The organism is Haloglomus irregulare (genome assembly GCF_007421925.1).
Classification (GTDB): Archaea; Halobacteriota; Halobacteria; order Halobacteriales; family Haloarculaceae; genus Haloglomus; species Haloglomus irregulare.
Genome location: NZ_QMDX01000017.1, coordinates 12,602 through 34,298, shown reverse-complemented (window position 1 = coordinate 34,298; position 21,697 = coordinate 12,602). Strand labels below are relative to the sequence as shown.

Below are 21,697 nucleotides of genomic sequence, written 5' to 3'. Positions count from 1 at the left end.
GGGCCACCCCATCGGCGCCACCGGCACCGCACAGATCGTCGAACTCACCGAACAACTCCGGGGCGAGGCCGGCGACCGACAGGTCGAATCCCCCTCGGTCGGACTCGCGCACAACCTCGGCGGGGAGGCCGCGACAACCGTCGTCACGGTCGTGGAGGCCCGGTCATGACCGCGGGCGAAGTTCCCACGTACGCCGAGGGTGAGGGGCTCAAGCACGAGTCCTGGGCTCGTGCGTTGCGTGACGGCGTGCTCCTCGGACAGGAGTGTGCGGACTGCGAGCACGTCCTCGGGACACCGAAGTCTGTCTGCCCGGGCTGCTCAGGTCGCTCGCTCGTGACGGTCCGCCTGCCGACGAGCGGCAAGGTGTTCTCCGAGACCACCATCGAGGTCACGCCCGAGGGTCTGGGCGACCGGTATCAGGTCGGCGTCGTCGACCTCGGACCGACGCGGCTGCTCGGCCGCATGTCAGACGAGGTCGAGATTGGTGACACGGTCGCGTTCGACGGGTTCGTCGAGTACGAGGACCTGCCCGGCCCGCGCTTCGTGGCCGAACCGACCGGCTGAGTGCCCACGCCCGCTGGTTCGTGAGAAAAGATTAAGTCTGGTGGGTAGCTACCGGTGAGGGAAGCACCCATGCCGGATGGTACCAACCAAGTCAATCGACGGACGTTCCTCAGAAACGCGACGCTCGGAACAACCACCGCAGGACTCGTCGGCCTCGCAGGCTGCACGGGCGACGGCGGTGACGGTGGCAACGGTGACGGTGGCGGTGGCGGCGGTGATGGTGGTAGTGACGGCGGTGATGGTGGTAGTGACGGCGGTGACGGTGGCAGCGACGACGGCGGTGGGTCCCTGTCGCTGAAGATCGGCGTGCTGGTGCCGCTCTCGGGCGCTTACTCCCCGCTCGGGTCCGATGCCAGAGCCGGGATCGAGGTGGCGAAACGCCACGCCGACAGCGATTACGACGACCTCTCGGTCGAGATGATGTACAAGGACTCCCAGCTCGCGGCCGATGTCGGCCTGCGCCGGGCCCAGGAGCTGGTCGAGCAGGAGGACGTCGACGCGTTGGTCGTCGGCGACGGGACGCCGGTCGTCAACGCGGTCGCGCAGTACGCCGCTCAGCAGCAGGTCCCGAACGTGGCGACCATCTCGGCGCTGGAGCAGACGACGATGTCGGACTGCTACCCCTTCACGTTCCGCACGTCGACCCACTCCTACCAGAACATGAAGCCGACCGCCGAGTGGGCGACCGAGAATCTTGGGACAAAGGTCGCCACATGGGGAGCGGACTACTCGTGGGGGCGCGAGAGCGTGGGCAACTTTGCCGAGGTGGCCGAGGACAACGGTGCGGAGATTGTCGAGCAGGTCTATCCAGACCTCGGCGCGACCGACTACTCCTCGCAGATCCAGAAGGTGGCCGCCTCGGGGGCGGATTTCGTCATGATCCGCGCCGGTGGGTCGGACATGATCAACGCGTACAACCAGATCAACTCTTTCGGACTCGGTGACGAGATGGATGTCGTCGGCATCGCCTCGGCGGCCGAGGCGCGCGGCGCCGGGGAGGCGGCGCTCGGCTACTACGGCAACACGCCGTACTACTTCGGTCTCGACACGGAGGCGAACACCCGCTTCGTCGAGGACTACCGGACGCAGACGGACGGTTCGATCCCCAGCACCTACTCCAACTCCTCGTACACGGGCGCCAAGGTCCTGTTCGAGGCGGCACTGCAGGGCTCGACCGACGGGGCGGCGATGCGAGACGCCCTGGAGGGGCTCACCGTCACGTCGCCGCTCGGCGAGCAGGAGGTCCGTGCCTGCGACCACCAGATCGAGGGGCCACAGTGGATGTCGCAGTTCGTCGAGGACGCGGATGGCGACCTCCCGGTCGGGGTGGAGTTCATCAACAAGTCCGAGGCCGGCACCAACAGCCGCCCCTGCTCGGCCATCGAGTGCGACTACTGATCCGATAGCGCGTCCGTCCGGCGTGGTCGCCGCCCCGGCCCACGGGGCAACACATCTCCATAGTTTAAGTTATCCACCCCCCTGGAGGGGGATATGCAGGGGCTCACCATTGGAGCACTCGCCACCCGTAACGCCAGAGAACAGCCGGACGCACCCGCCATCGTCGAGCGTGTCGACGGGCGCCGGGAGCTGACGTTCGAGGCGTTCGACCGCCGGACGACGCAGCTGGCGAACGCGCTCGGCGATGCCGGGGTCGGGGCGGGGGACACGGTCGCCATCTACCTCCGGAACAGCATCGAAACCCTGGAGACGTTCATCGGCGCCGCCAAGGCGGGCATCATCCCGGTCCCGATCAACCACCGCTTCAAGACCGGTGAGATCGGCTACGTACTCCGCGATTGCGGCGCCTCAATCTGCGTCTTCGACGACGACGCCATGGATACCGTGGCCGGCCTCACCGGCGAGGACCTCCCCGTCGAACGCTTTCTCCACGTCGGGAATGCGGTTGCCGCCCCCGACTTCGCGGAATCGTACGGGTCGTTCCGCGAGTCGGGAGCGAAAACGCCGCCGGAGACGGACATCACGCGACTCGACCGGGCTGCAATGCTGTACACGAGCGGCACGACCGGGCGGCCGAAGGGCTGTCAGTTCACCCACGACAACCTCCTCCAGAACACCGAGAACACGGTCTACGACGTCGGCCTGGACCGTGACGAGCGGTTTCTGATCATGACGCCGTTGTTCCACGTCGCGGCGTTCGCGCTGTTCCTCGATGCGTTCTACGTCGGCGCAACGACCGTGCTGACGGCGGACTTCGACCCGGACCACGTACTCGAAGTCATCGAGGACGAACAGGTGACGGGGTCATTTGTGGTGCCGACCCAGGGGCGGGCGCTCCTTGAGACGAACATCGAGAACTACGACCTCTCCTCGTTCCGGCGGTACTGGACCGGGACGGCGCCCTCGGAGGCGGAACTCAAGCGCGACATCATCGACACCTTCGACTGTGGCCTCACCGAAATGTTCGGCCAGACGGAGCTTTCGCCGCTGACGCTCGTCCTGCCACCGGAGGACGCCTTCGACAAGATCGAGACGGTCGGTCGCCCGCTATTCAATGTCGGCGTGAAGCTGGTCGACGAGGACGGTGCGGAGGTCGAACAGGGCAAGATCGGGCGGATCGCCTACCGGGGCCCTACCGTGTTCGAGGGCTACCACGAACTGCCGGCAGCGAACGACGAGGTCTTCGACGGGGGGTGGTTCGTCTCCAGCGACCTCATGCGTGAGGACGAGGACGGCTACTTCGAGTTCCTGGGGCGGGCGGACGACATGATAATCAGCGGCGGCGAGAACATCCACCCTGCCGAAATCGAGGAGGTGCTGCATGAACACCCCGCCATCGATGCCGCTGCCGTGCTGGGCGTGCCCGACGAGAAGTGGGGCGAACGGGTGAAGGCCGTCGTCGTTCTTGAACCCGGCGAGGAACTCGCGGCAGCCGCCGTCGTCGACTACGTCGCCGAGCGACTAGCCGACTTCAAGAAGCCTCGCGAGGTCGACTTTCGAGACGAACTGCCCCGCAACCCGACGGGGAAGGTCGTCAAGGGGGACCTGGAGTAGGCCCGCTCACACCGGAACGGCTGTTCAGATGGAGACGTGTTCGCGGAGCACCTCGTCGTCCGCGGACAGCCCCTCGGCGTCGGCCGCATGGACGAGTTCGCCGTTCGATAGCACGACGACGTGATCGGCGACCGAAAGCGCGAGATCAAGATTCTGCTCAACCAGCACGATGGTGAGTTCGTCGGCGAGGCGCGTGATGGCCTCGCGGACGTCCGCGACGATTTTCGGAGCGAGTCCCTCCGTCGGCTCGTCGAGCAGCAGGAGTTCGGTCCCGCCGAGCAACCCGCGGGCCATCGCGAGCATCTGCTGTTCGCCGCCAGAGAGCGTTCCAGCACGGGCCCCCCGGAGTTCGTTCAATGTCGGGAACAGCTCGTAGGCGTCCTCCGGGGTTCGGGACCCGCCCCGCCCGGCGGGGACCGCGAGGTTCTCCGCGACCGTGAGGTTGCTCCACACCTGCCGATCCTCCGGGACGTAGCCCATCCCCATCTGGACCCGTTCGAACTTCGGGAGACCGGTCACGTCGCGGGCCTTGAACCGGACGGTCCCCTCGCGAGGCTGGAGCACCCCGACGATACTGCGGAGTGTGGTGGTCTTGCCGGCGCCGTTGCGGCCGAACATGGCGAGCACATCGCCCTGCTCGACCGTGAACGAGATGTCCTCGATGGCCCGGCTCTGGCCGTAATAGCTGTCCAGCGAGTCGAGTTCCAGGAGCGTCATTTGCTCTCACCCAGGTAGGCCTGTTGGACGCGGGGGTCGTCGCGGATGTCGTCCGGGGCAGCGTCGGCGATGACCGAACCGTTCTCGAGCACGGCTACCGCGTCGGAGACGGACATCACGACGTCGATGTTATGCTCGACGAGCACGATGGTGTACTCGTTGGCCACGTCGTCTAGGAGATCACGGAGCTCCTCGATTTCGAACTGGCTCATCCCCGCGAAGGGCTCGTCGAGCAGGAGTATCACCGGGTCGAGCGCGAGCACCAGCGCGAGTTCGAGAGCCCGCTTGTCGCCATGCGAGAGCGTCCCAGCCTCCGTATCCCGGAACTCGAGCAGGTCGACACGCTCGAGCAGGTCGGTGGCTTGCTCGCGGTACTCTGCCTTGGACGCGACGTGCTGGAGGAAGTTCCAGCCCCCCCATTCGCGCGCCTGGACGGCGATGCGGACGTTATCGAGGACGGATAGCTCGTCGAAGATGTTCGTGATCTGGAACGACCGAGCCAGCCCCTTCCGAGTGATCTGCTCCGGCGGGAGCCCGGTGATGTCCTCGGCGCCGAGCCGGACCTGTCCTGCTGTGGGCTCCAGTCCGCCCGAGAGGAGGTTGAACAGCGTCGTTTTCCCGGCGCCGTTAGGGCCGATGATCGACTTCAGCGTCCCCTCGGTGACTCCCAGATTGACATCGTCAACCGCCGTAACGCCCTCGAATCGCTTCGTCAGGCCCTCGGTCTCGAGTAGCGTGGTCACGGGGGGCCGCCTCCACAGACGGATTTCATAGCAGTAGAAGGGAGTCGACAGTGGTAAAAAAGTTGCTGCTCCGGGGGCCGCGACGGCTGGACTGACACAAAGCTTAATATATCTCCTTCATACCTTCCGCAGGTGAGTCAAACAACTGTTGTCCTCGGGATCCTGGCCAACGGGGTCGCCATCGGGATGCTGTTCTTCCTCGTCGCCTCCGGCCTCTCGCTGGTGTTCGGCCTGATGGGTGTAGTGAACTTCGCCCACGGCTCGCTGTACATGATCGGTGCGTACGTCGGGCTGACGGTCTTCGACCGATCCGCGCTGTTCCTGTTCGCGCTGCTGACAGTCCCGTTCATTATCGCGGGAATCGGTGTCGTCATGGAGTATTTCACCTTGCGACCACTGTACGACCGTGACCCAATCTATCAGATCCTGCTGACCTTCGGCCTGGCCCTGATGTTCGACGAGGGGGTCCGGGTCGTCTGGGGACTGAACTCGCTCAGCTTCGGCCGGCCGGAATGGCTGGCCGGCGCGATATCGCTCGCCGATGGACAGTTCCCGCGCTACCGGGTGTTCGTCATTCTTTTGGGCATCGTCGTTAGCGTCGGACTCTACCTGTTCCTGGAGCGGACCCGATTCGGACTCGTGGTCCGGGCCGGGACGAACAACCGTGACATGGTCGAACTCTGCGGCGTGAACGTCAAGCGGGCGTTCACGATCGTCTTCGCGGTTGGCGCCGGGATGGCCGCCGTCGCCGGTGTCGCCGCCGGCCCGCTCTTCAGCGTCTACCCGGCGATGGGGTCGGAGATGATCATCGAGGCGTTCGCGGTGGTCGTCATCGGTGGGCTCGGGAGCTTCCGGGGCTCGCTTGTCGGGGCCTTGGCCGTCGGTCTGCTCCAGGCGTTCGGCAACTACTACCTCGTGAGCTTCTCCTCGATGCTGGTCTTCGCCCTGATGATCGTCGTGTTGCTCGTCAGACCGCACGGACTGCTGGGCGACCCGGAGGCGGGTCACACATGAGCAGGGAGACCGGTACGCGGCGACTCCCGGCACTCTCCCGGACCCTGGTGATCCGTGTGGTCGTGTTCCTCGCACTGGCAGCCGTTCCGCTTGTCACCACCGGGTACCAGACGGGGCTGGTCATCAACTTCCTCATCCTGGCACTGTTCGCGGTCAGCTATGACCTCCTAATCGGCTACACGGGCATCGTCTCGTTCGGTCACGCGCTCCCGTACGGCCTCGGCCTGTACGCCTTCGCCATCTTCGCGACCGACCAGTCGGTTCCGTTCGTTTCGACCGCCGCCGTTCCGTTCGAGGGGGCCATCCTCGTCGCGCTGGCGATCGTCGCCGTCGTCTCGCTCGTGACTGGCTACCTCGCACTCCAGGCGACAGGGGTGTACTTCGCCATGATCACGCTGGCGTTCGCACAGATCGGCTACCTCGCCGTCTTCGAGAACTCCGACATCACCGGCGGTGACGGCGGCATCCTGCTGTTCTCGCAGGAGGTCTTCGGCATCGCGCTGAGTGACGGGATGACGTTCTACTACGTGACATTGGTGGTAGTGACCGGCTGCTTCCTCGCTATGCGACGGCTGACCACCTCCCCGTATGGACAGGTCCTCAAGAGCATCCGCGAGAACGAGACGCGCGCGCGATTCCTCGGCTACGACACCTTCCGCTACAAGCTCTCCGTGTTCGTCGCGGCGGGGGTGTTCGCCGCGGTCGCTGGCATCCTCAAAGGGCTCCACAGTAACATCGCGACCCCGGGTGCGCTCTACTGGTCGACTGGTGGTGACGCCCTGCTGATGACGCTCATCGGCGGGATGGGGACCCTGTGGGGGCCGGTGGTCGGGGCGGCGGTCCTCTTCGGCAGCGAAGAGCTGCTGACGACCATCACCGAGCACTGGCTGCTGCTCTTGGGGGCTGTCTACGTCGTGTTCGTCATCTTCGTTCCGAGCGGAATCGCCGGCCTGCTCTCGTCGGAGGCGGACCGGACCGTGGGTGACGTGCTCCGGGAGCTCCGCCCATGACCGCCCCCCTCACCGACTCCAGGGTCGAGGCGGCGCCGCTTGACGCGTCGCTCTCGGAGGCAGGCGTGCTCTCGCTCGTGCTCGATAGACCCGACGCTCTGAACGCCCTGACCGACGCGCTGGTGACTGGCATCGAGGCCGCACTGGAGACTGTCGACCGCTCGGCGGTCCGCTGTGTCGTCCTGTCCGGCGCCGGGGAGGCCGCGTTCAGTGCCGGCGCCGACGTGTCGGTCTTCGAGCAGCTTGACCCGGTTGAGGGGACCGCCTGGACCGTCTTCGAGCGGCTGGCGGAGTTCCCGCGACCGTCGGTCGCCAGTATCGACGGCGCCTGTTTAGGTGCCGGGCTCGAACTCGCGCTCGCCTGCGATATCCGGCTGGCGACCGAGCGGTCGACATTCGGACAGCCGGAGATCCGGCTCGGGTTCATCCCCGGCGCCGGTGGTATCCAGCGACTCCAGCGACTCGTCGGCTCGGGACGGGCCAAGGAACTGGTCTACCGCGGCCACCAGATCGACGCCGAAACCGCCGACAGATGGGGGCTCCTCAACCGTGCGGTCCCGGCCGACGCGTTCGAGCCGGAGGTCGACGCTGTGATCACGGACATCGCGGACGGGCCGCCGATAGGGCTGCAGGCCGCAAAGCGCGTCTTCGACCGCGGCGCGGATGCGAGCCACTCCGCTGGCCTGCTCATGGAGAGCCAAGCCTTCGGGCGCCTCCTGACGACGGACGACGTGGCCGAGGGCGTCGCCGCCTTCCGGGAGGATCGCGACCCAGAGTTCACCGGGAAGTGACACCGCCCGGATTGCCCGTCGCCGGGCATCCCAGAGCCACTAGTATGGCACGGAGCAACACTGGGATATTTATATTTTGACTGTACAACAGTTTACCGAGAGCGATGAAACAGACCGACGACCTGACGGACCCTGAGGTCATCGACCGTCCGTACGAGTATTTCGGTCGGCTCAGGGAGACGGAGCCGGTGTACTGGAACGAAACGTGGGGCGGATGGATTGTCACACGGTACGAGGACGTTCAGCGCTGCCTGCAGGACGACGAGCATCTCTCGGTCGAGGTAGAGGCGGATCGACTGCGTGACTCCTCGCTCGACATTCCCCAGACCAAGGAGATGTTCCCGAAGTGGATTATTTACCTCGATCCGCCGGACCACACGAAGCTCAGGCGGATCATCGGTGAGGCGTTCAATCCGGAGATGGTCTCGAACCAGCGCGCAGAGGTCGAGGATGTGACCCAGTCGCTCATCGCGGACATGCAACAACAGTCTCCGGGCGAAGTCGAACTGATCGACGAGTTCGCCCACCCGCTCCCGGTCCACGTCATCTGCAAGATCATGGGCCTCCCGCTGGCGGACGGGGAGAACCTCGGCGACTGGTCGACGAACATCGGCCTGACGCTGTTTCACTACTACGACGCCGAGAACCGCCACGAGCGGACCGAGGAGAGCATCAAGGAGTTCACCGACTACCTGCAGGGGGTCGTCGAGCGGCGCAAGGCGGACCCGAAGGACGATCTGATTTCGTATCTGCTGGAGGCCGAGGCCGATGGCGAGACGCTGACTGAGGACGAGGTCGTCGCGACTGCCGTCCTGCTGCTGTTCGCGGGTCACGAGACGACGGCGAAGCTCATCGCGAACGGCACCCTCGAACTGCTCCGTCACCCCGAGCAGATGGAGCTGCTCCGCGAGGACCCCTCGCTCGCGGCGAAGGCGGTTGAGGAGATTCTTCGCTACCAGGGGACATCGAAATCGCTCACCCGGGGCGTCGTGAAAGACTTCGAGTTGCAGGGCAAGCAGATCGAGGCCGGGGATCGTATCCTGCTGAGCCAGGCCGCGGCCAATCGCGACCCCCGACAATTCGATGAGCCCGAGACATTCGATATCACCCGGGGGTCGATGGACCACCTGGGGTTTGGCCACGGCACTCACCACTGCCTCGGAGCGCCGCTGGCCCGGCTTGAAACTCGAGTCGCGTTCCCGGCGCTCGTGCAGGCGTTCCCCGATATGGAACTGGCCGCCGGCGATATCGAGTGGACCCGCTCACCCCTGGTTCGCGGTCCCGAAGAACTGTATATCGAAATCTGACCCCCACCGTCCGCGGCGGGCGACGAGCGACGACATTCTCACTCGACCCGCAGGTACTGCTCGACCGCCGTCGAGCGGCCGGTCTCGACGAAGTAGTCGACCTCGCTGGCCGCCTCCAGTTCGCGGACATCGTTGACGAGCCGGTCGACCTCGGCGGTCGAGCTGACTGTGGCGTGGGCGTAGATATCGACGGTCCCGAAGCCGCTGCCGACGAACCAGAAGCTCATCTCCGACATCGCCTCGAAGACATCGGCCTTTGCGCCTGTTCCTCCCTCGGTTCGAACAGTTACAAGCACAATCTCCCACTCGTGGGCGTCCGGCCGGAGGAGAAAGAAGCTCGTGGTGACATCGAGCAGCGAGGTGACCCGCTGTCGGACGGCCTCGCTGCTCAGCTCGAATCCCTCCTCTGCCAGCTCGTGCGAGATGTCCGAGTACGGGATGCGGGGGTCCTTTGCTAGAATCGCGAGAATGCGCCTGTCGATTTCGTCGATCGTCGTTGAATCAGGGATGTTTGACATACACGGAGTGAGCTAGCCGATGAACATAAATCCATCCCGTGCCCCCCGAATGGCGCGGTCAGACGCGGATACCGAGGTATCGGTCGATCTCTTCGGTCGCGTCAGCGAGTTCCGCCGCCGACCCGGACATGCGAATCTCGCCCTTGTGCAGGAGGTAGCCACGGTCGATGAGCTCCAGACAGACATCCACGTTCTGCTCAACCAGCAGGACGGGAATGTTGGCCTCCCTGACGCGTCGGACGATGTCGACGATTTGATCGACGATTTGGGGGGCCAGCCCCTCCATCGGCTCATCCAGCAGCACTAGTCTCGGATTGCCGACCAGCGCCATCGCAATGACGAGCATCTGCTGCTCGCCGCCGCTCAGGTCGCCGGCCCTCTGATTCGCGCGCTCGTCGAGCTGCGTGAACTCCCCGAGTGCCCGCGGGACATCCCAGTCCTCGCCATTGGTCGTGTCAGTGCTTAATTCGAGGTTCTCGCGGACGGTCAGCCCGTCGAACGGGCGGCGGTCCTCCGGGACGAGCTTGATTCCCTGCCGGGAAATCGCCGACACGGACTGCCCGGTTATGTCCTTCCCGTCAAACGTCACCGTGCCAGTGCTGGGGGGCTGCACCCCCGCGATGGCACTGAGCGTCGTCGTCTTGCCCGCTCCGTTCCGGCCTAGCAGCCCGACGACCTCGCCGTCACCAACTGAGAGCGACACGTCCCAGAGCACCTGCGAGTCACCGTACCGGGCGTTGATTCCGTCGACCTCAAGCATCGGCCTTCCCCCCGAGATACGCCTCTTGGACGCGTTCGTCCTCCCTGATTTCTCCGGGAGGGCCCTCCGCGATCACCGCCCCACGCTCAAGCACTGTAATCACGTCCGAGACCGTCATCACGTACTCGATGTCGTGCTCAACCAGAAGCACCGCCATGTCGTCGGTGAGCTCCTGGATGAGCGAGACCGTCCGCTCGGTCTCACCCGCATCCATTCCGGCGGTGGGCTCGTCAAGCAACAGGAGCCGCGGGTCGGAGGCCAGCGCCATCCCGATTTCGAGACGCCGGCGGTCGCCGTGCGAGAGCGACGAGGCCTCCACGTTCCGCTGTGGGGCGAGTTCGAACCGCTCAAGAAGCGTCTCGACTCGCTCGGTCACCTCCGTCCGGTTCGCCAGCGACCGAATCATATCATAATAGTTCTGGTGGTACAACGCCACAGCGGTCTGGAGGTTCTCGAAGACGGTCAGCGACTCGTACGTATTCGTAATCTGGTAACCCCGCGAGATTCCCAGATACGGTCGCTCGTGCTCTGGCAGGTCAGTGATATCGCGACCATCGAACGTGATCTCGCCCGCAGTCACCTCGTAGGCCCCTGCCAAGAGATTGAACAGGGTGGTCTTCCCGGCGCCGTTCGGACCGATCACGGAGTGAACCTCGCCGGTGTCAACCGTGATGTCGACATCGTCCACCGCCACGAACCCTCCGAACCGCTTGGTGAGCCCGGCGGCGTCCAGTAATACCATGAATCTCAATGCGACAGGCCGGCTAATTAATTTCACGGAGCAAGAGATATCAGTCGTCCGACTCGGCAGCTATGGAGGTCGTCTCGGCCTCCCGTCGGTCGGCCCAGTCTGCGACCCTCCGAAGCAGGCTCCGGAGCTGGCCGACAATGCCGCTCCGGGCGAAGAGGACGAAGAACACGAACACTGCCCCGAGGAGGACGTTCCATGCCCCGGGGCTCGTCGCGAAGAAGGTGTCCTCCATCCAGTGGAGGAACAGCGTCCCGACGATTGGCCCGAACAGCGTGTGCATCCCACCCACGAGGGTATTCAGGACTGCATCGCCGGAGGTCGCCCAGAACAGGATGTCAGGACTGACGAACCGGATGTAGAGCCCCTGGAGCGCGCCGGCCATTCCGGCGAGCATCCCTGAAATGACGAATATGATGAGCTTGACCCGATAGGTGTTCACGCCCAGCGCCGTCGTCCGCTCCTCGTTCTCCCGGACGGCCACCAGCGCACGACCGAACGTCGACCGTGTCAGGAGGAAACTGAACCCAAGCACGAGGAGCACGAGCAGGGCGACCAAGGTATAGAAATTGTCGGCGTCGGCTAGGTCGACGAGGCCGGCACCGAACAGCGAGGGCCGGTAGACACCGAGGAGGCCGTCCGAGCCGCCGGTGAGGCCGTCGACAGTGAAGGAGAGTTCATAGAAGAACTGGGCGAAGGCCAGCGTAATCATCGAGAAGTAGACACCACCGAGCCGGAGAGAGAGCAGCCCGGTCACGAGGGCGATTGCGCCCTCGAACACGAGCACCGCGAGGAGGATGGCGGCAACCGGCGGCCCGTCTAGGTGGACCACCAGCAGCGCCGCCCCGTACGCTCCCGTCCCGAGGAACAGCGCGTGTCCGAACGACAGCAAGCCACTGTAGCCGAACAGCAGGTTGAACGCAAGCGCGAACAGCCCGAGGATCGCTATCTGCGTTCCGATTCCGATCGGGAGTACCCGTGGGAGCGCGAACAGGAACACTGCGTACCCTACCAGTCGAAGGGGGGAGTCCAGCAGCCGCTCGAGCAGCTCCCGATACTGTCCATACCCGGCGACCTCGCTGCTCACGATCCGACACCCCCGAACAGCCCCTCGGGCCGGACCAGCAAGACGACCGCCATCGCAACGTAGATAACCGGATTAGCCAGGCTGGGATAGAAAAAGCTCGTCAGTGAAAACAGGATACCGATCATCAACCCCGAAATGATGGTGCCGCGGATGTTGCCCAGACCACCGATTACGACGATGACGAAGCTGACGATGAGCAGTCCCGTTCCGAGTTGGGGGCTGACCCCCAGAAGCGGACCGCTGAGAAAGCCCGAAACCGCGGCCAGTCCCGCGCCGACCGCCATGATCAGCATGTTGACGCGGCTGAGCCGGACGCCGATCATCTGGGCTCGCTCCCGGTCCTCGATTCCGGCCTTCACAATCAGCCCGAGTTTGGTCCGCTGAATCGCTAGCCAGATGCCCGCGACCAGTACGCCAGTGAACAGAATGAGAAACACCCGATACTGGGGCACGGTGGCCGGACCGACCGGGACCGGTGATCCCTGAAGCAGGGCTGGCGCCGAGAGGAGTTGATTGTCTTGGCCGTAGGTCAAAATAACGGCTCCCTCCAGGAGGAGCGCCAGCCCGAAGGTCAGTAGGAGCTGGTAGATCGGCTCCTCGCCGTAGAGCCGTCTGATGAGCGTCCGCTCGATGGCGAGGCCGAGCACGCCGACGACCACGCCAGCGAGCACCATCGACAGCCAGAAGTTCCCCGTCAGGTCAAGGAACGAGATGCCGAGGTACGCACCGAGCGTGACGAAGGCGCCGTGCGCGAAGTTGACGACCTCCATCAGGCCGAAAATGAGCGTTAACCCGAGCGCAACGAGCACGTAGAGCATCCCCAACGACGCACCGTAGATAATCCCTTCGAGGATGTTGGCGGCGAGCGACATCGGCGATTAGAGGCCGCAACCTGTATTCTCGCAGGAGCGCATAATCGCCTCGCCGCCGGTGTCGTCGATGATGCTCCAGTACTCTCCGGAGTCGCTACCGCTTGGGTTGCCCTCCAACAGGTAGTAGGGTTGGACCGCTCGGTGGTCACAAGACCGCCACGAGGTGTCCGGGCGGCTCCAGGAGAACTCCCGCTCCTCGATGTACGGCCGGATGTCAGCGTTCGCGACCGAGCCGTCGTTCTCGTCCACCGCGGTCAATGCCTCCATGGTCGCGTCGAACGCCGAGGCGGCCCACCACTCCGGTGGGTTTCCGACATCGTTTCTAAACTCATCGCTGAAATCGCCGGAGCCTTCAGCAGTCCAGTAGAAGTTCGCGCCGCCGTAGATGCTGCCGAGCTCCTCGTCCGAAAGCGCCTCCCCGACCGAGTTGCCAACAACCCCGACCAGTATCTCCATCTCGTCGGTGAGGCCTGCGGAAACGGCCTGTTTAACGAGCTTGATACTGTCGGCGCCGACAGTCGCAGCCCAGACGGCGTCAGCCCCGCTATCGCGGGCCTTGCTGATCTGTGTGCTATAGTCGTCCGCACCGAGTGGCGCGAGCACGCGCCCCATCATATCGGCGTCCGTCTCGCTCTCCATAACCGAGGTGACACCCTCATAAACGCCCTCCCCTCCGGCGTAGTCGGCCTGGATAAAGAACAGGCTGTCGAGGATATCCCGCTCGTAGGCGGTGACGCCGGCGCCGGAGAACTGCCAGCCGCTCGCGTACGCGTAGTAAGAGTGAGCGTTGCAGCTCTCGCCATTGGCCTTCAACGTGGAGCCTCCGCCCGCGAAGTACGGAATCTCTTCGCGACCGGCGAGGTCCTGCAGGACCAAGCAGACGGAACTGCTGAACCCGCCGACAATGAGGTCAATTCCCTCCTCGTTGATCAGGCTGGTCGCCTCGTTGACCGCCGTGTCCGGGGCGGTTGCCGTGTCGCGGACGATCGTCTCAATCTCCCGCCCGCCGACACCGTCCTCGAATCGCCCGACTGCGAGTTCGAACGCTTGCCGCATTCCCTGGCCGGCCGACGCGTACGGGCCGCTCGTCGGGAACAGCCCTCCAATCAGCAGCGGGTCCGAGGACCCGCCGTCGCCACCGCTGCTGCCGTCACCACCGTCAGTACCGTCTCCCCCATCACCGTCGCTGCCATCACTGCCGTCGCCGCCGTCGTCGGTGTTCGTGCAACCGGCGAGGCCGACCGCCGCTGTGGTCGCCGCGCTCCCAAGGAACCATCGTCGGTTCACTCCGTTGCCGGTCGGCTCTCCCTGCGCTCCGTCGTTGCTCTCGTGCGTATCGTTCATGGCAATCACTAGTTGAATAGCACTCCGGGTACCGAACCACCGCCGCCCCACAGTGGGGCTCTCCGGCCGTGCTATTATACCACGGACATATAGCCATGTCATGAGCTAATAAATCTTGCCAACGAGCCATCAGGGACGTACACCGTAGCGCCACGCCCTCGTCGTCAGGGAGGGGTACGAACCCCAGCCAGGGGTAGCTTGATGTGGGCTTCCCGCGTCGACCGGGTATGTCGCTCCTAACCGACAGCACCGCCGTCGTGACCGGCGGCGCCAGTGGGAACGGGCGCGCAATCGCCCTTGCGTTCGCCGAGCACGGCGCGGACGTGGTCATCGCCGACCTCCAGCGTGAGCCACGGACCGGTGGCGAACCGACCGACGAGCGGGTTCGAACGGAGACCGATACGCGGGCGACGTTCGTCGAGTGTGACGTGTCCGCCAGCGAGGACCTCCGAGCGGCGGTGGCCGCTGCTGATGTGTTCGGTGGAATCGATATCATGGTCAACAATGCGGGGATAATCCGAGAAACCCCATTCCTCGAAATCACGGAGGCGGAATTCGAGCAAGTGCTGAATGTGAACCTCAAGGGTGTTTTTTTCGGTGCGCAGGCTGCTGCCGAGGTCATGGTCGAGGAGGGTGAGGGCTGTATCATCAACCTCTCCAGCGTCGCCGGCATCCATGGCGCGACGAACAACGCCACCTACTGCGCCTCGAAGGGTGGCGTCCGACTGCTGACATACTCGCTAGCCGCCGAACTCGGTCCCGAAGGCGTCCGCGTGAACGCCATCCACCCCGGCTACATCGAGACTGCGATGCTCACCGAGGACGTCGCGCTCGCCGGAGGTGACGCGCGGGAGGCGCTCGAGGAGCGCGTTCCACAGGGTCGTCTCGGTCGTCCGGAGGACGTGGCCGGCGCCGCCGTCTACCTCGCGAGCGACCTCGCAGATTACATCAACGGCGAGTCGCTGGTTGTCGACGGCGGCAACGTCTCAACCGTCTGAACAACGCGACCCCCGTCGAGCCGGGAACGAGGGCTGTCGGCGAGTACCAGTCTTTATTATCAAAGTCCCTCTACAGTTAGGCGCATGACACGAGCGAGCGTCGTAGGGGTCGGTATGACGAAATTCGGAACCCACGACATCACACTCGCCGAGCTGTTCGCCGAGGCGGCGCTCCCGGCACTCGACGACGCGGGCGTCGGGCGCGGGGACGTAGACGCGCTCTACTTCGGTAACACCCTCGGCGGGATGACGGAGAACGACACCCACCTGGCACCGAAGGTGGCAACACACACCGGGTTCGGCCGCATCCCGGCACAGCGGTTCGAGGACGCCTGCGCGACCTCAACGAACGCGTTCAAACACGCGGTCCAGGCCGTCGAGAACGGCATCCACGACGTGGTCCTGGTCGGCGGTGTCGAGAAGTGCACCCCGGTCACGGGGATCGACACCCCGGAGATGACCCGCATCTTCGTCAGCGCCGCGGACCGCCAGTACGAGCAGCCGACCGGCATCACGTTCCCGGGCGTGTTCGCGCTCATGACCAAACGCCACATGGAGCAGTACGGGACGACGGAGGAGCAACTCGCCGAAATCGCCGTCAAAAACCACGCGCACGGGACGCACAATCCGCGCGCCCACTTCGGCAAGGACACGTCGATCGAGGCGGTGCTGGACTCGCCGCTCGTGGTCGACCCGTTCCACCTGATGGATTGCTGTCCGTTCTCGGACGGTGGGAGCGCCGCGGTCGTCGTCTCCGACGAGTACGCGGACTCGTTCGACGCGCCGGTCGACGTGACCGGCCTCGGTCACGGAACCGACCTCGTCCCTGTCTCGGACAAGGCGGACCCACTGGCGACGCAGGCGGCCCGTGACGCCGCCGAACGGGCCTACGACCAGGCCGGCATCACCGCCGGTGAGGTGGACTTCTGCGAGGTCCACGACTGCTTCACGGGTGCGGAGGTGCTCGCAACGGAGGCACTCGGCTTCGTCGAGGACGGGGAGGGCGGTCCGGCTGCCGCGGCGGGCCGGACCGCGCTCGGTGGTGACATCCCGGTCAACCCGAGCGGCGGGCTGAAGGCCAAGGGTCACCCCATCGGCGCCACCGGCACCGCACAGATCGTCGAACTCACCGAACAGCTCCGGGACGAGGCCGGCGACCGACAGGTCGAATCCCCCTCGGTCGGACTCGCGCACAACCTCGGGGGCGACACCGGCTCGGCCTTCGTCACCACCATGGAGGAGCGAGCATGAGCGTCGAGACCTATCTCGAAGACGGTGAACTGACTCACCGAGCCTGGAGCGCCGCCCTCCGGGAGGATGTTCTCTTAGGCGAGCGCTGTGCCGACTGCGACCACGTCACGGCCGCGCCCAAGGCAGCGTGTGCCCGCTGTGGCTCGCAGGACACCGCGGTCATCGAACTGCAAACCGAGGGGACGGTGTATGCAGAGACGACAGTCTTCGTCGCTCCCGCCGCGTTCTCCGACGCGGAGCCCTACGGCGTGGCGCTGATCGACATCGGCGACGCCAGAATCATGGCACATATCGACGGCGATGCCGCCGTGGGCGATGCGGTAGCGTTCCGCGGCACCGTCGAGCAGGACGATTCGCCGGCCCCGCTGTTTGGCCCGGCCGACGACTGAACAGCGGTCACCGCTGTCTCAAATTATATTATCACCGGGGTCGAGGAGCGAATGAGGTACCTCTCATGAACATCGGAGTACTCGGTGCTGGGACCATGGGCCACGGAATCGCCCAAGTCAACGCCAGCGCCGGCCACAACGTCACGCTTCGGGACATCGATCCCGACATCGTCGAACAGGGTATCCAGGCCATTGAGGAGAACCTCGAGGGCGCGGTTGAGCGGAACAAAGCCACAGAGGAAGAAATAGGGGCGACTCTCGACCGGATTCAGGGAGCCACCGACCTCGACGCCGCGGTCTCCGACGCCGACCTCATCATCGAGGCGGTGCCAGAGGACATGGGCCTAAAAAAGAGCATTTTCAGGGACATCGAGGCCGCGGCCCCCGCAGAGGCCGTCATCGGGACCAACACCTCCTCGCTCTCGGTGACGGAACTTGCTGGGGAACTAGAGCACGCCGGGCGGGTAGTGGGGCTCCACTTCTTCAATCCGACTCATATCTTGCCCCTCGTCGAGGTGATCGTCGCCGAGCAGACCTCTGCGGAGACGGAGGCGTTCGCCCACGACTACGTCGACGAACTGGGAAAGACCGCGACGACCATTCAGGACTTCCCCGGATTCGCCTCCTCGCGGCTCAGCGCCATGTTCAGCCGGGAGGCCGTCGTGATGGTCCAGCAAGGGGTCGCCAGCGTCGAAGACATCGACCGAACGTTCCGCATCGGATTCAATATGCCGATGGGCCCGATAGAGCTCATCGACCACACTGGTGTGGATGTCAACGTCGGCGTGCTCGAGTACCTGACCGAGGAGCTCGGCGAACGGTTCCGACCGCCACAGTTGCTCAGGCGCAAGTACCGGGCCGGCAAGCTCGGGCAGAAGACCGGCGAGGGGTTCTACGTCTGGGAGGACGGCGAAATCGTCGGAATCAGCGGCGACGGGCGGTGATGACGGGGTAGACGAGCGCGGAGGCAGCGGTCCCGGCCTGCGGACGTCGTATTCCGCGACCCGCAGTCAGCCGACGAGTGCCCGGTTCGGCACCCCCCATCGGGGCAGTATATTTAATTGAGTGGCAACACACCTCCATCCGAGGGACACGACAACACATGAGCGACGTACCAACGACACCCGAGACACCCAAACTGGACGCGTACCACCTCGATGAAGGCGATTGGGAGAGCTACGACCAACTGGTCGAGTCCTTTGAGTGGGAGATTCCCGACGAGTTCAATATCGCGACGTATATTTGCGACCGGTGGGCGGAGGCGGACCCGGACCGGACCGCGCTCTACATCAAGGACGACCAGCGGGGAAAGGGGGAGTACACGTTCGGCGAGATACAAACGGCTGCCAACCGCCTCGCGAACTACTTCGAGAGCCAGGGAATCGGGCGTGGAGATCGAATCGGGGTGAACGTCCCACAGAAGGCCGAGTCCGTCATCGGGCACGTCGCGGCGTGGAAGCTCGGTGCGGTTTCGGTCCCGCTGAGCACGCTGTTCGGGACTGAGGGGCTGCGGTACCGTCTGGATGACTCCGGGGCATCGGCCTGTCTCATCGACGAGTCGACGATCGATGTCTACCGCTCCGTGGCGGATGACCTCGACGACCTCGGGACAGTGCTCACCGTCGGCGACGTGGCGCCCGCCGACGGCGAGACGGACTTCTGGGACACGCTTGAGGGCTACTCCGACGAGTTCGAAACCGTGACCACGAACGCCGAGGACGACCTGACAATCTTCTACACCAGCGGGACGACTGGCGACCCGAAGGGGGTCCGGCACGCCCACCGGATGCATCTCGGCCACCTCCCGCTGTTCTCGATGTGGTTCACCAGCTTGGAGCTGACTGACAACGATGTCTACTGGACGCCGGCGTCGTGGACGTGGATGGGTGGGCTGGGAATCGTCGTCCTGCCTGCGATGTACTACGGGAAGCCGACGGTTGGCTGGAACGACCAGTTCGAGGGCGAGGACGTGTTCGGACTCGTTGAGGAGTACGGCATCACCAACTACTGGATCCCGCCGACCGCGCTCCGGATGATGATGCAGAACGAGGAGGCGGCCGAGGCGCACGACCTGAGCAGTGTCAGGACAATCACCAGCGGCGGTGAGTCACTCGGCCAGACGATCGTCGACTGGGTGAAGGACACGTTCGCGGGGGCGGACATCCACGAGGGGTACGGACAGACCGAGGCGAACATGCTCGTTGGCGGCTGTATGCCGCTCGACGCCCACCGGCCGGGGAAAATCGGCAAGGCGGCCCCGGGGCAGGAGGTTCGCATCCTCGACCCCGACACCGCCGAACCGACCGTCGAACCCGGCGAGGTCGGCGAGATCGGCGTCCGGTACGAGGGGAACCCGGTCTGTTTCAAGCAGTACTGGAACAAGCCCGAGAAGACCAACAGGAAAGTTCGGAACGGGTGGCTCCTGACGGAGGACTTGGGGACGGTCGACGAGGATGGCTACCTCGAGTTCGTCAGCCGAAAAGACGATGTCATCATCTCCTCGGGTTACCGTATTGGCCCCGAGGAAATCGAGGACAGCCTTGCGGGGCACGACGCGGTCGCTGACGCCGGCGTCATCGGCGTCACGGACGACGAGCGCGGCGAGGTCCCGAAGGCGTACGTGACACTCGCGGCGGAGGTCGAGCCTTCGGACTCGCTGGTCGATGAACTTCAGCAGCACGTCAAGGACCGGCTCGCCAAGTACGAGTACCCGCGCCACGTCGAGTTCATCGACGAACTGCCGAGGACTGCGACCGGGAAAATCAGACGCACCGCCCTCGAGGATAGACAAGCCGAGGGGTAAACACAACTACCGGTATCGTCCGGCGAGACCTGTACTAGCCGGTCACGACAGTGAGAGACGCCCTCTGTACAACCCCGCTACTGGAATGCTGATACCAACCGGCTGAGGGTCGCTACGCGTTCGGGGCGCACTCCGTCCGGAACCCGTGGGCCGAAGATGAAGCCATCTCGATATCGGATCGGACTTGGGACTCAACTCAGCGGAAAGAAGATTGCCGACACTACCGACTGTAGCGACCTGGGATAGGCAGTCAGAAGACGTCGAGGGGGGGTCCGCCCTAAACCACTGAATCTACTCGTGACTACGGGGCGTCCGGAGCCTCCTGTAGCTGCGATCCGACCTCGTCTTTGGCCTGCTGCAGCTCCTCGTCCATACGCTCGGGCCGCCACATCTCCTCGACGTTCTGGGACACATCGACAGTATTGACATCGTCGATTTTCGAGACCTCGGCCTCGGCCTCGTCGATAATCTGTGTCATGTACATGCACATCGGCGTCGTCGGCAGCAGTTCGATACTGACCGACCCGTTCTCTCGCTCGATCTCGTTGACGAGTCCGAGTTCGACGATGCTGACCGGGTTATCGGTCATGCAGCTGCATGGGTCGAGCACGTCGTCGAGCCGCTCGACGACCTCCTCTTCCTCGAACGTTTGCTGCATGGTTCAGTCGTCCGCCGATACGGTGTCCATTTCGATACCGGACCACGGATCGGGCTTACCCTCTTGCTGACGCCGCTGACTCCATTTGTCGTCTTGAACCGTCGAACGGAGCTTGTCCGTGTCCCACCCGTACAGGTTTGCGAGGTTCTCACCCAGGATCATCTCTTTGATATCGTCGGTCAGTTCCGGGTAGTTGTACTCCTCACGCTCTTCCTCCGTGAACTCGAGATCCCACATCGCCTCGATCAGACTCTGTGGATGGACCAGCGGAACGCCGGTCGACCAGATGATCTTCTCCGGACCACCCCACATGAGGAGTTCCCCGAGGATCTCCCTGAACCGTTTGGGGGAGAAGTACAGGAACGCAGTGGTGAACTCCAGATTGGCGTAGATGTTGTCGTGGGTGTTCAACATCAGCTTGATCTCCTCGAGGAACGCGAGGTCGGTGTGGAGTAGCTCGAACTTGATATCGGAGTACTGCCCGGCGATGTCGGCGACGTCGCCGACATCCACGTGGTGCTGGCCGACTGGGCCGAGGGGGAACACTTTGTGTACGCCGATGTGCCCGATACCCAACTCATGTGCTTTCTCTACCAGCGGCAACAGGTCGTCGTCCATTTTCAGTTCTTGGACCTTCCCGTCGCGGTAGAACGTCGGGTACATTTTGAACCCGTCGACGTCGAGCTCGTTGACCTGCCGCTCCATCTCTTCGGTCGCATCCGAACTCAGCGGGTCAACGCACCCGAGTAACTTGACCCGGTCCGGATTGTTGTCCCGCATCTTGACACCAGACCCGAGCGCAGAGTAGCCGTCGTGGAAGTAGTCGAAGATCGGCGTCGAGTGGTACACACCGAAGTCGACATCGCTTTCGAGGAAGCCCGCCTCCTCGATTTCGTCGGCAGTGAAGTTCCTGAACCAGCGCTCTTCGGAGTGCTCCGTCCCGGGAGCTGAGGCAGCGGTCGAGAGACCGTGGATATCCTCGAGGACCTGCTCAGCAGTATCGCTCCGGGCATTCGAGGGGTTGTTGTTGTACGCGTGCATTACGCCGTCGCCGATGAGCGTATCCTTGTACATAGTTATCGCGCCACAGTACATATGAAACGGGCAATAG

At 64.3% G+C, this 21,697-nt stretch carries 23 protein-coding genes; 13 read left to right on the top strand and 10 right to left on the bottom strand.

What is annotated here, in order from left to right:
- The first annotated feature begins 10 nt into the window (after positions 1-10).
- The 4 genes from DP107_RS17090 to DP107_RS17075 all read left to right on the top strand — a co-directional run bounded on the left by DP107_RS17090 (position 11) and on the right by DP107_RS17075 (position 3,576).
- Positions 11-169 carry a thiolase C-terminal domain-containing protein gene (locus DP107_RS17090; RefSeq protein ID WP_449405198.1) on the top strand — a complete coding sequence of 53 codons (159 nt, stop codon included), beginning with the start codon at positions 11-13 and terminating at the stop codon, positions 167-169.
- On the top strand, positions 166-564 hold the full coding sequence (locus DP107_RS17085; protein ID WP_144263333.1) for a Zn-ribbon domain-containing OB-fold protein: 399 nt from the start codon (positions 166-168) through the stop codon (positions 562-564). Before DP107_RS17090 ends, DP107_RS17085 begins: the two co-directional genes overlap by 4 nt.
- Before the next feature lie 69 nt (positions 565-633).
- Positions 634-1,962: an ABC transporter substrate-binding protein gene (locus DP107_RS17080; RefSeq protein WP_144263332.1), complete on the top strand. Its 1,329-nt coding sequence runs from the start codon at positions 634-636 to the stop codon at positions 1,960-1,962.
- A 93-nt stretch (positions 1,963-2,055) separates the two neighbouring features.
- On the top strand, positions 2,056-3,576 hold the full coding sequence (locus tag DP107_RS17075) for a class I adenylate-forming enzyme family protein (protein WP_144263331.1): 1,521 nt from the start codon (positions 2,056-2,058) through the stop codon (positions 3,574-3,576).
- A gap of 24 nt (positions 3,577-3,600) precedes the next feature.
- Here DP107_RS17075 and DP107_RS17070 read toward each other — a convergent pair whose 3' ends face one another.
- Both DP107_RS17070 and DP107_RS17065 read right to left on the bottom strand, forming a co-directional pair.
- Positions 3,601-4,293, bottom strand: coding sequence for an ABC transporter ATP-binding protein (locus DP107_RS17070; RefSeq protein WP_144263330.1), 693 nt, complete (start codon positions 4,291-4,293; stop codon positions 3,601-3,603).
- Positions 4,290-5,036, bottom strand: a complete 747-nt coding sequence (locus tag DP107_RS17065) for an ABC transporter ATP-binding protein (protein WP_144263329.1) — start codon at positions 5,034-5,036, stop codon at positions 4,290-4,292. The genes DP107_RS17070 and DP107_RS17065 overlap by 4 nt, the downstream gene beginning before the upstream one ends.
- Before the next feature lie 132 nt (positions 5,037-5,168).
- Between DP107_RS17065 and DP107_RS17060 the strand changes: the two genes are divergently transcribed.
- From DP107_RS17060 to DP107_RS17045, 4 genes are all read left to right on the top strand, one after another.
- Entirely contained in the window at positions 5,169-6,050 is an 882-nt protein-coding gene (locus DP107_RS17060; RefSeq protein WP_144263328.1) for a branched-chain amino acid ABC transporter permease, read from the top strand.
- A complete protein-coding gene (locus DP107_RS17055) occupies positions 6,047-7,060 on the top strand; it encodes a branched-chain amino acid ABC transporter permease (protein ID WP_144263327.1) in 1,014 nt (337 codons plus the stop codon). Before DP107_RS17060 ends, DP107_RS17055 begins: the two co-directional genes overlap by 4 nt.
- Positions 7,057-7,851 carry an enoyl-CoA hydratase/isomerase family protein gene (locus DP107_RS17050; protein WP_144263326.1) on the top strand — a complete coding sequence of 265 codons (795 nt, stop codon included), beginning with the start codon at positions 7,057-7,059 and terminating at the stop codon, positions 7,849-7,851. The genes DP107_RS17055 and DP107_RS17050 overlap by 4 nt, the downstream gene beginning before the upstream one ends.
- Before the next feature lie 104 nt (positions 7,852-7,955).
- Positions 7,956-9,158, top strand: a complete 1,203-nt coding sequence (locus tag DP107_RS17045; RefSeq protein WP_144263325.1) for a cytochrome P450 — start codon at positions 7,956-7,958, stop codon at positions 9,156-9,158.
- A gap of 38 nt (positions 9,159-9,196) precedes the next feature.
- Here DP107_RS17045 and DP107_RS17040 read toward each other — a convergent pair whose 3' ends face one another.
- Genes DP107_RS17040 through DP107_RS17015 form a run of 6 tightly spaced genes read right to left on the bottom strand, consistent with a single transcriptional unit; the run spans position 9,197 to position 14,487 of the window.
- Entirely contained in the window at positions 9,197-9,676 is a 480-nt protein-coding gene (locus tag DP107_RS17040; protein ID WP_144263324.1) for an Lrp/AsnC family transcriptional regulator, read from the bottom strand.
- Between the two features lie 58 nt (positions 9,677-9,734).
- Positions 9,735-10,436 (bottom strand): ABC transporter ATP-binding protein, encoded by a 702-nt coding sequence (locus tag DP107_RS17035; RefSeq protein WP_185977372.1) that lies wholly within the window; start codon positions 10,434-10,436, stop codon positions 9,735-9,737.
- The gene (locus DP107_RS17030) at positions 10,429-11,178 is read right to left on the bottom strand and encodes an ABC transporter ATP-binding protein (RefSeq protein ID WP_144263322.1); all 750 of its coding nucleotides are present in this window, start codon (positions 11,176-11,178) and stop codon (positions 10,429-10,431) included. Before DP107_RS17030 ends, DP107_RS17035 begins: the two co-directional genes overlap by 8 nt.
- 49 nt (positions 11,179-11,227) lie before the next feature.
- Positions 11,228-12,271 carry a branched-chain amino acid ABC transporter permease gene (locus DP107_RS17025; RefSeq protein ID WP_185977371.1) on the bottom strand — a complete coding sequence of 348 codons (1,044 nt, stop codon included), beginning with the start codon at positions 12,269-12,271 and terminating at the stop codon, positions 11,228-11,230.
- Positions 12,268-13,143, bottom strand: a complete 876-nt coding sequence (locus DP107_RS17020; RefSeq protein WP_144263320.1) for a branched-chain amino acid ABC transporter permease — start codon at positions 13,141-13,143, stop codon at positions 12,268-12,270. The genes DP107_RS17025 and DP107_RS17020 overlap by 4 nt, the downstream gene beginning before the upstream one ends.
- A 6-nt stretch (positions 13,144-13,149) precedes the next feature.
- The gene (locus tag DP107_RS17015) at positions 13,150-14,487 is read right to left on the bottom strand and encodes an ABC transporter substrate-binding protein (protein ID WP_185977370.1); all 1,338 of its coding nucleotides are present in this window, start codon (positions 14,485-14,487) and stop codon (positions 13,150-13,152) included.
- Between the two features lie 227 nt (positions 14,488-14,714).
- Between DP107_RS17015 and DP107_RS17010 the strand changes: the two genes are divergently transcribed.
- From DP107_RS17010 to DP107_RS16990, 5 genes are all read left to right on the top strand, one after another.
- A complete protein-coding gene (locus DP107_RS17010; protein WP_144263318.1) occupies positions 14,715-15,485 on the top strand; it encodes an SDR family oxidoreductase in 771 nt (256 codons plus the stop codon).
- Between the two features lie 84 nt (positions 15,486-15,569).
- On the top strand, positions 15,570-16,736 hold the full coding sequence (locus DP107_RS17005; RefSeq protein ID WP_144263317.1) for a thiolase domain-containing protein: 1,167 nt from the start codon (positions 15,570-15,572) through the stop codon (positions 16,734-16,736).
- Entirely contained in the window at positions 16,733-17,125 is a 393-nt protein-coding gene (locus DP107_RS17000; RefSeq protein ID WP_144263316.1) for a Zn-ribbon domain-containing OB-fold protein, read from the top strand. Before DP107_RS17005 ends, DP107_RS17000 begins: the two co-directional genes overlap by 4 nt.
- A 65-nt stretch (positions 17,126-17,190) precedes the next feature.
- Positions 17,191-18,069: a 3-hydroxyacyl-CoA dehydrogenase family protein gene (locus DP107_RS16995; RefSeq protein WP_144263315.1), complete on the top strand. Its 879-nt coding sequence runs from the start codon at positions 17,191-17,193 to the stop codon at positions 18,067-18,069.
- A 158-nt stretch (positions 18,070-18,227) separates the two neighbouring features.
- On the top strand, positions 18,228-19,928 hold the full coding sequence (locus tag DP107_RS16990; protein ID WP_144263314.1) for an acyl-CoA synthetase: 1,701 nt from the start codon (positions 18,228-18,230) through the stop codon (positions 19,926-19,928).
- A gap of 301 nt (positions 19,929-20,229) precedes the next feature.
- Here the strand turns inward: DP107_RS16990 and DP107_RS16985 are convergent, their stop codons facing one another.
- Positions 20,230-20,586, bottom strand: coding sequence for a metal-sulfur cluster assembly factor (locus DP107_RS16985; RefSeq protein ID WP_144263313.1), 357 nt, complete (start codon positions 20,584-20,586; stop codon positions 20,230-20,232).
- Positions 20,587-20,589: 3 nt separating this feature from the next.
- Positions 20,590-21,660 (bottom strand): amidohydrolase family protein, encoded by a 1,071-nt coding sequence (locus tag DP107_RS16980; protein ID WP_185977369.1) that lies wholly within the window; start codon positions 21,658-21,660, stop codon positions 20,590-20,592.
- Positions 21,661-21,697 lie beyond the last annotated feature (37 nt).

Excerpts from the sequence above, each read along its gene's own strand:
- DP107_RS17085 (WP_144263333.1), top strand. The coding sequence starts at position 166 with ATGACCGCGGGCGAAGTTCCCACGTACGCCGAGGGTGAGGGGCTCAAG.
- DP107_RS17080 (WP_144263332.1), top strand. The coding sequence starts at position 634 with ATGCCGGATGGTACCAACCAAGTCAATCGACGGACGTTCCTCAGAAAC.
- DP107_RS17075 (WP_144263331.1), top strand. The coding sequence starts at position 2,056 with ATGCAGGGGCTCACCATTGGAGCACTCGCCACCCGTAACGCCAGAGAA.
- DP107_RS17070 (WP_144263330.1), bottom strand. The coding sequence starts at position 4,293 with ATGACGCTCCTGGAACTCGACTCGCTGGACAGCTATTACGGCCAGAGC.
- DP107_RS17055 (WP_144263327.1), top strand. The coding sequence starts at position 6,047 with ATGAGCAGGGAGACCGGTACGCGGCGACTCCCGGCACTCTCCCGGACC.
- DP107_RS17050 (WP_144263326.1), top strand. The coding sequence starts at position 7,057 with ATGACCGCCCCCCTCACCGACTCCAGGGTCGAGGCGGCGCCGCTTGAC.
- DP107_RS17045 (WP_144263325.1), top strand. The coding sequence starts at position 7,956 with ATGAAACAGACCGACGACCTGACGGACCCTGAGGTCATCGACCGTCCG.
- DP107_RS17040 (WP_144263324.1), bottom strand. The coding sequence starts at position 9,676 with ATGTCAAACATCCCTGATTCAACGACGATCGACGAAATCGACAGGCGC.
- DP107_RS17035 (WP_185977372.1), bottom strand. The coding sequence starts at position 10,436 with ATGCTTGAGGTCGACGGAATCAACGCCCGGTACGGTGACTCGCAGGTG.
- DP107_RS17030 (WP_144263322.1), bottom strand. The coding sequence starts at position 11,178 with ATGGTATTACTGGACGCCGCCGGGCTCACCAAGCGGTTCGGAGGGTTC.
- DP107_RS17020 (WP_144263320.1), bottom strand. The coding sequence starts at position 13,143 with ATGTCGCTCGCCGCCAACATCCTCGAAGGGATTATCTACGGTGCGTCG.
- DP107_RS17015 (WP_185977370.1), bottom strand. The coding sequence starts at position 14,487 with ATGAACGATACGCACGAGAGCAACGACGGAGCGCAGGGAGAGCCGACC.
- DP107_RS17010 (WP_144263318.1), top strand. The coding sequence starts at position 14,715 with ATGTCGCTCCTAACCGACAGCACCGCCGTCGTGACCGGCGGCGCCAGT.
- DP107_RS17005 (WP_144263317.1), top strand. The coding sequence starts at position 15,570 with ATGACACGAGCGAGCGTCGTAGGGGTCGGTATGACGAAATTCGGAACC.
- DP107_RS17000 (WP_144263316.1), top strand. The coding sequence starts at position 16,733 with ATGAGCGTCGAGACCTATCTCGAAGACGGTGAACTGACTCACCGAGCC.
- DP107_RS16995 (WP_144263315.1), top strand. The coding sequence starts at position 17,191 with ATGAACATCGGAGTACTCGGTGCTGGGACCATGGGCCACGGAATCGCC.
- DP107_RS16990 (WP_144263314.1), top strand. The coding sequence starts at position 18,228 with ATGAGCGACGTACCAACGACACCCGAGACACCCAAACTGGACGCGTAC.
- DP107_RS16985 (WP_144263313.1), bottom strand. The coding sequence starts at position 20,586 with ATGCAGCAAACGTTCGAGGAAGAGGAGGTCGTCGAGCGGCTCGACGAC.
- DP107_RS16980 (WP_185977369.1), bottom strand. The coding sequence starts at position 21,660 with ATGTACAAGGATACGCTCATCGGCGACGGCGTAATGCACGCGTACAAC.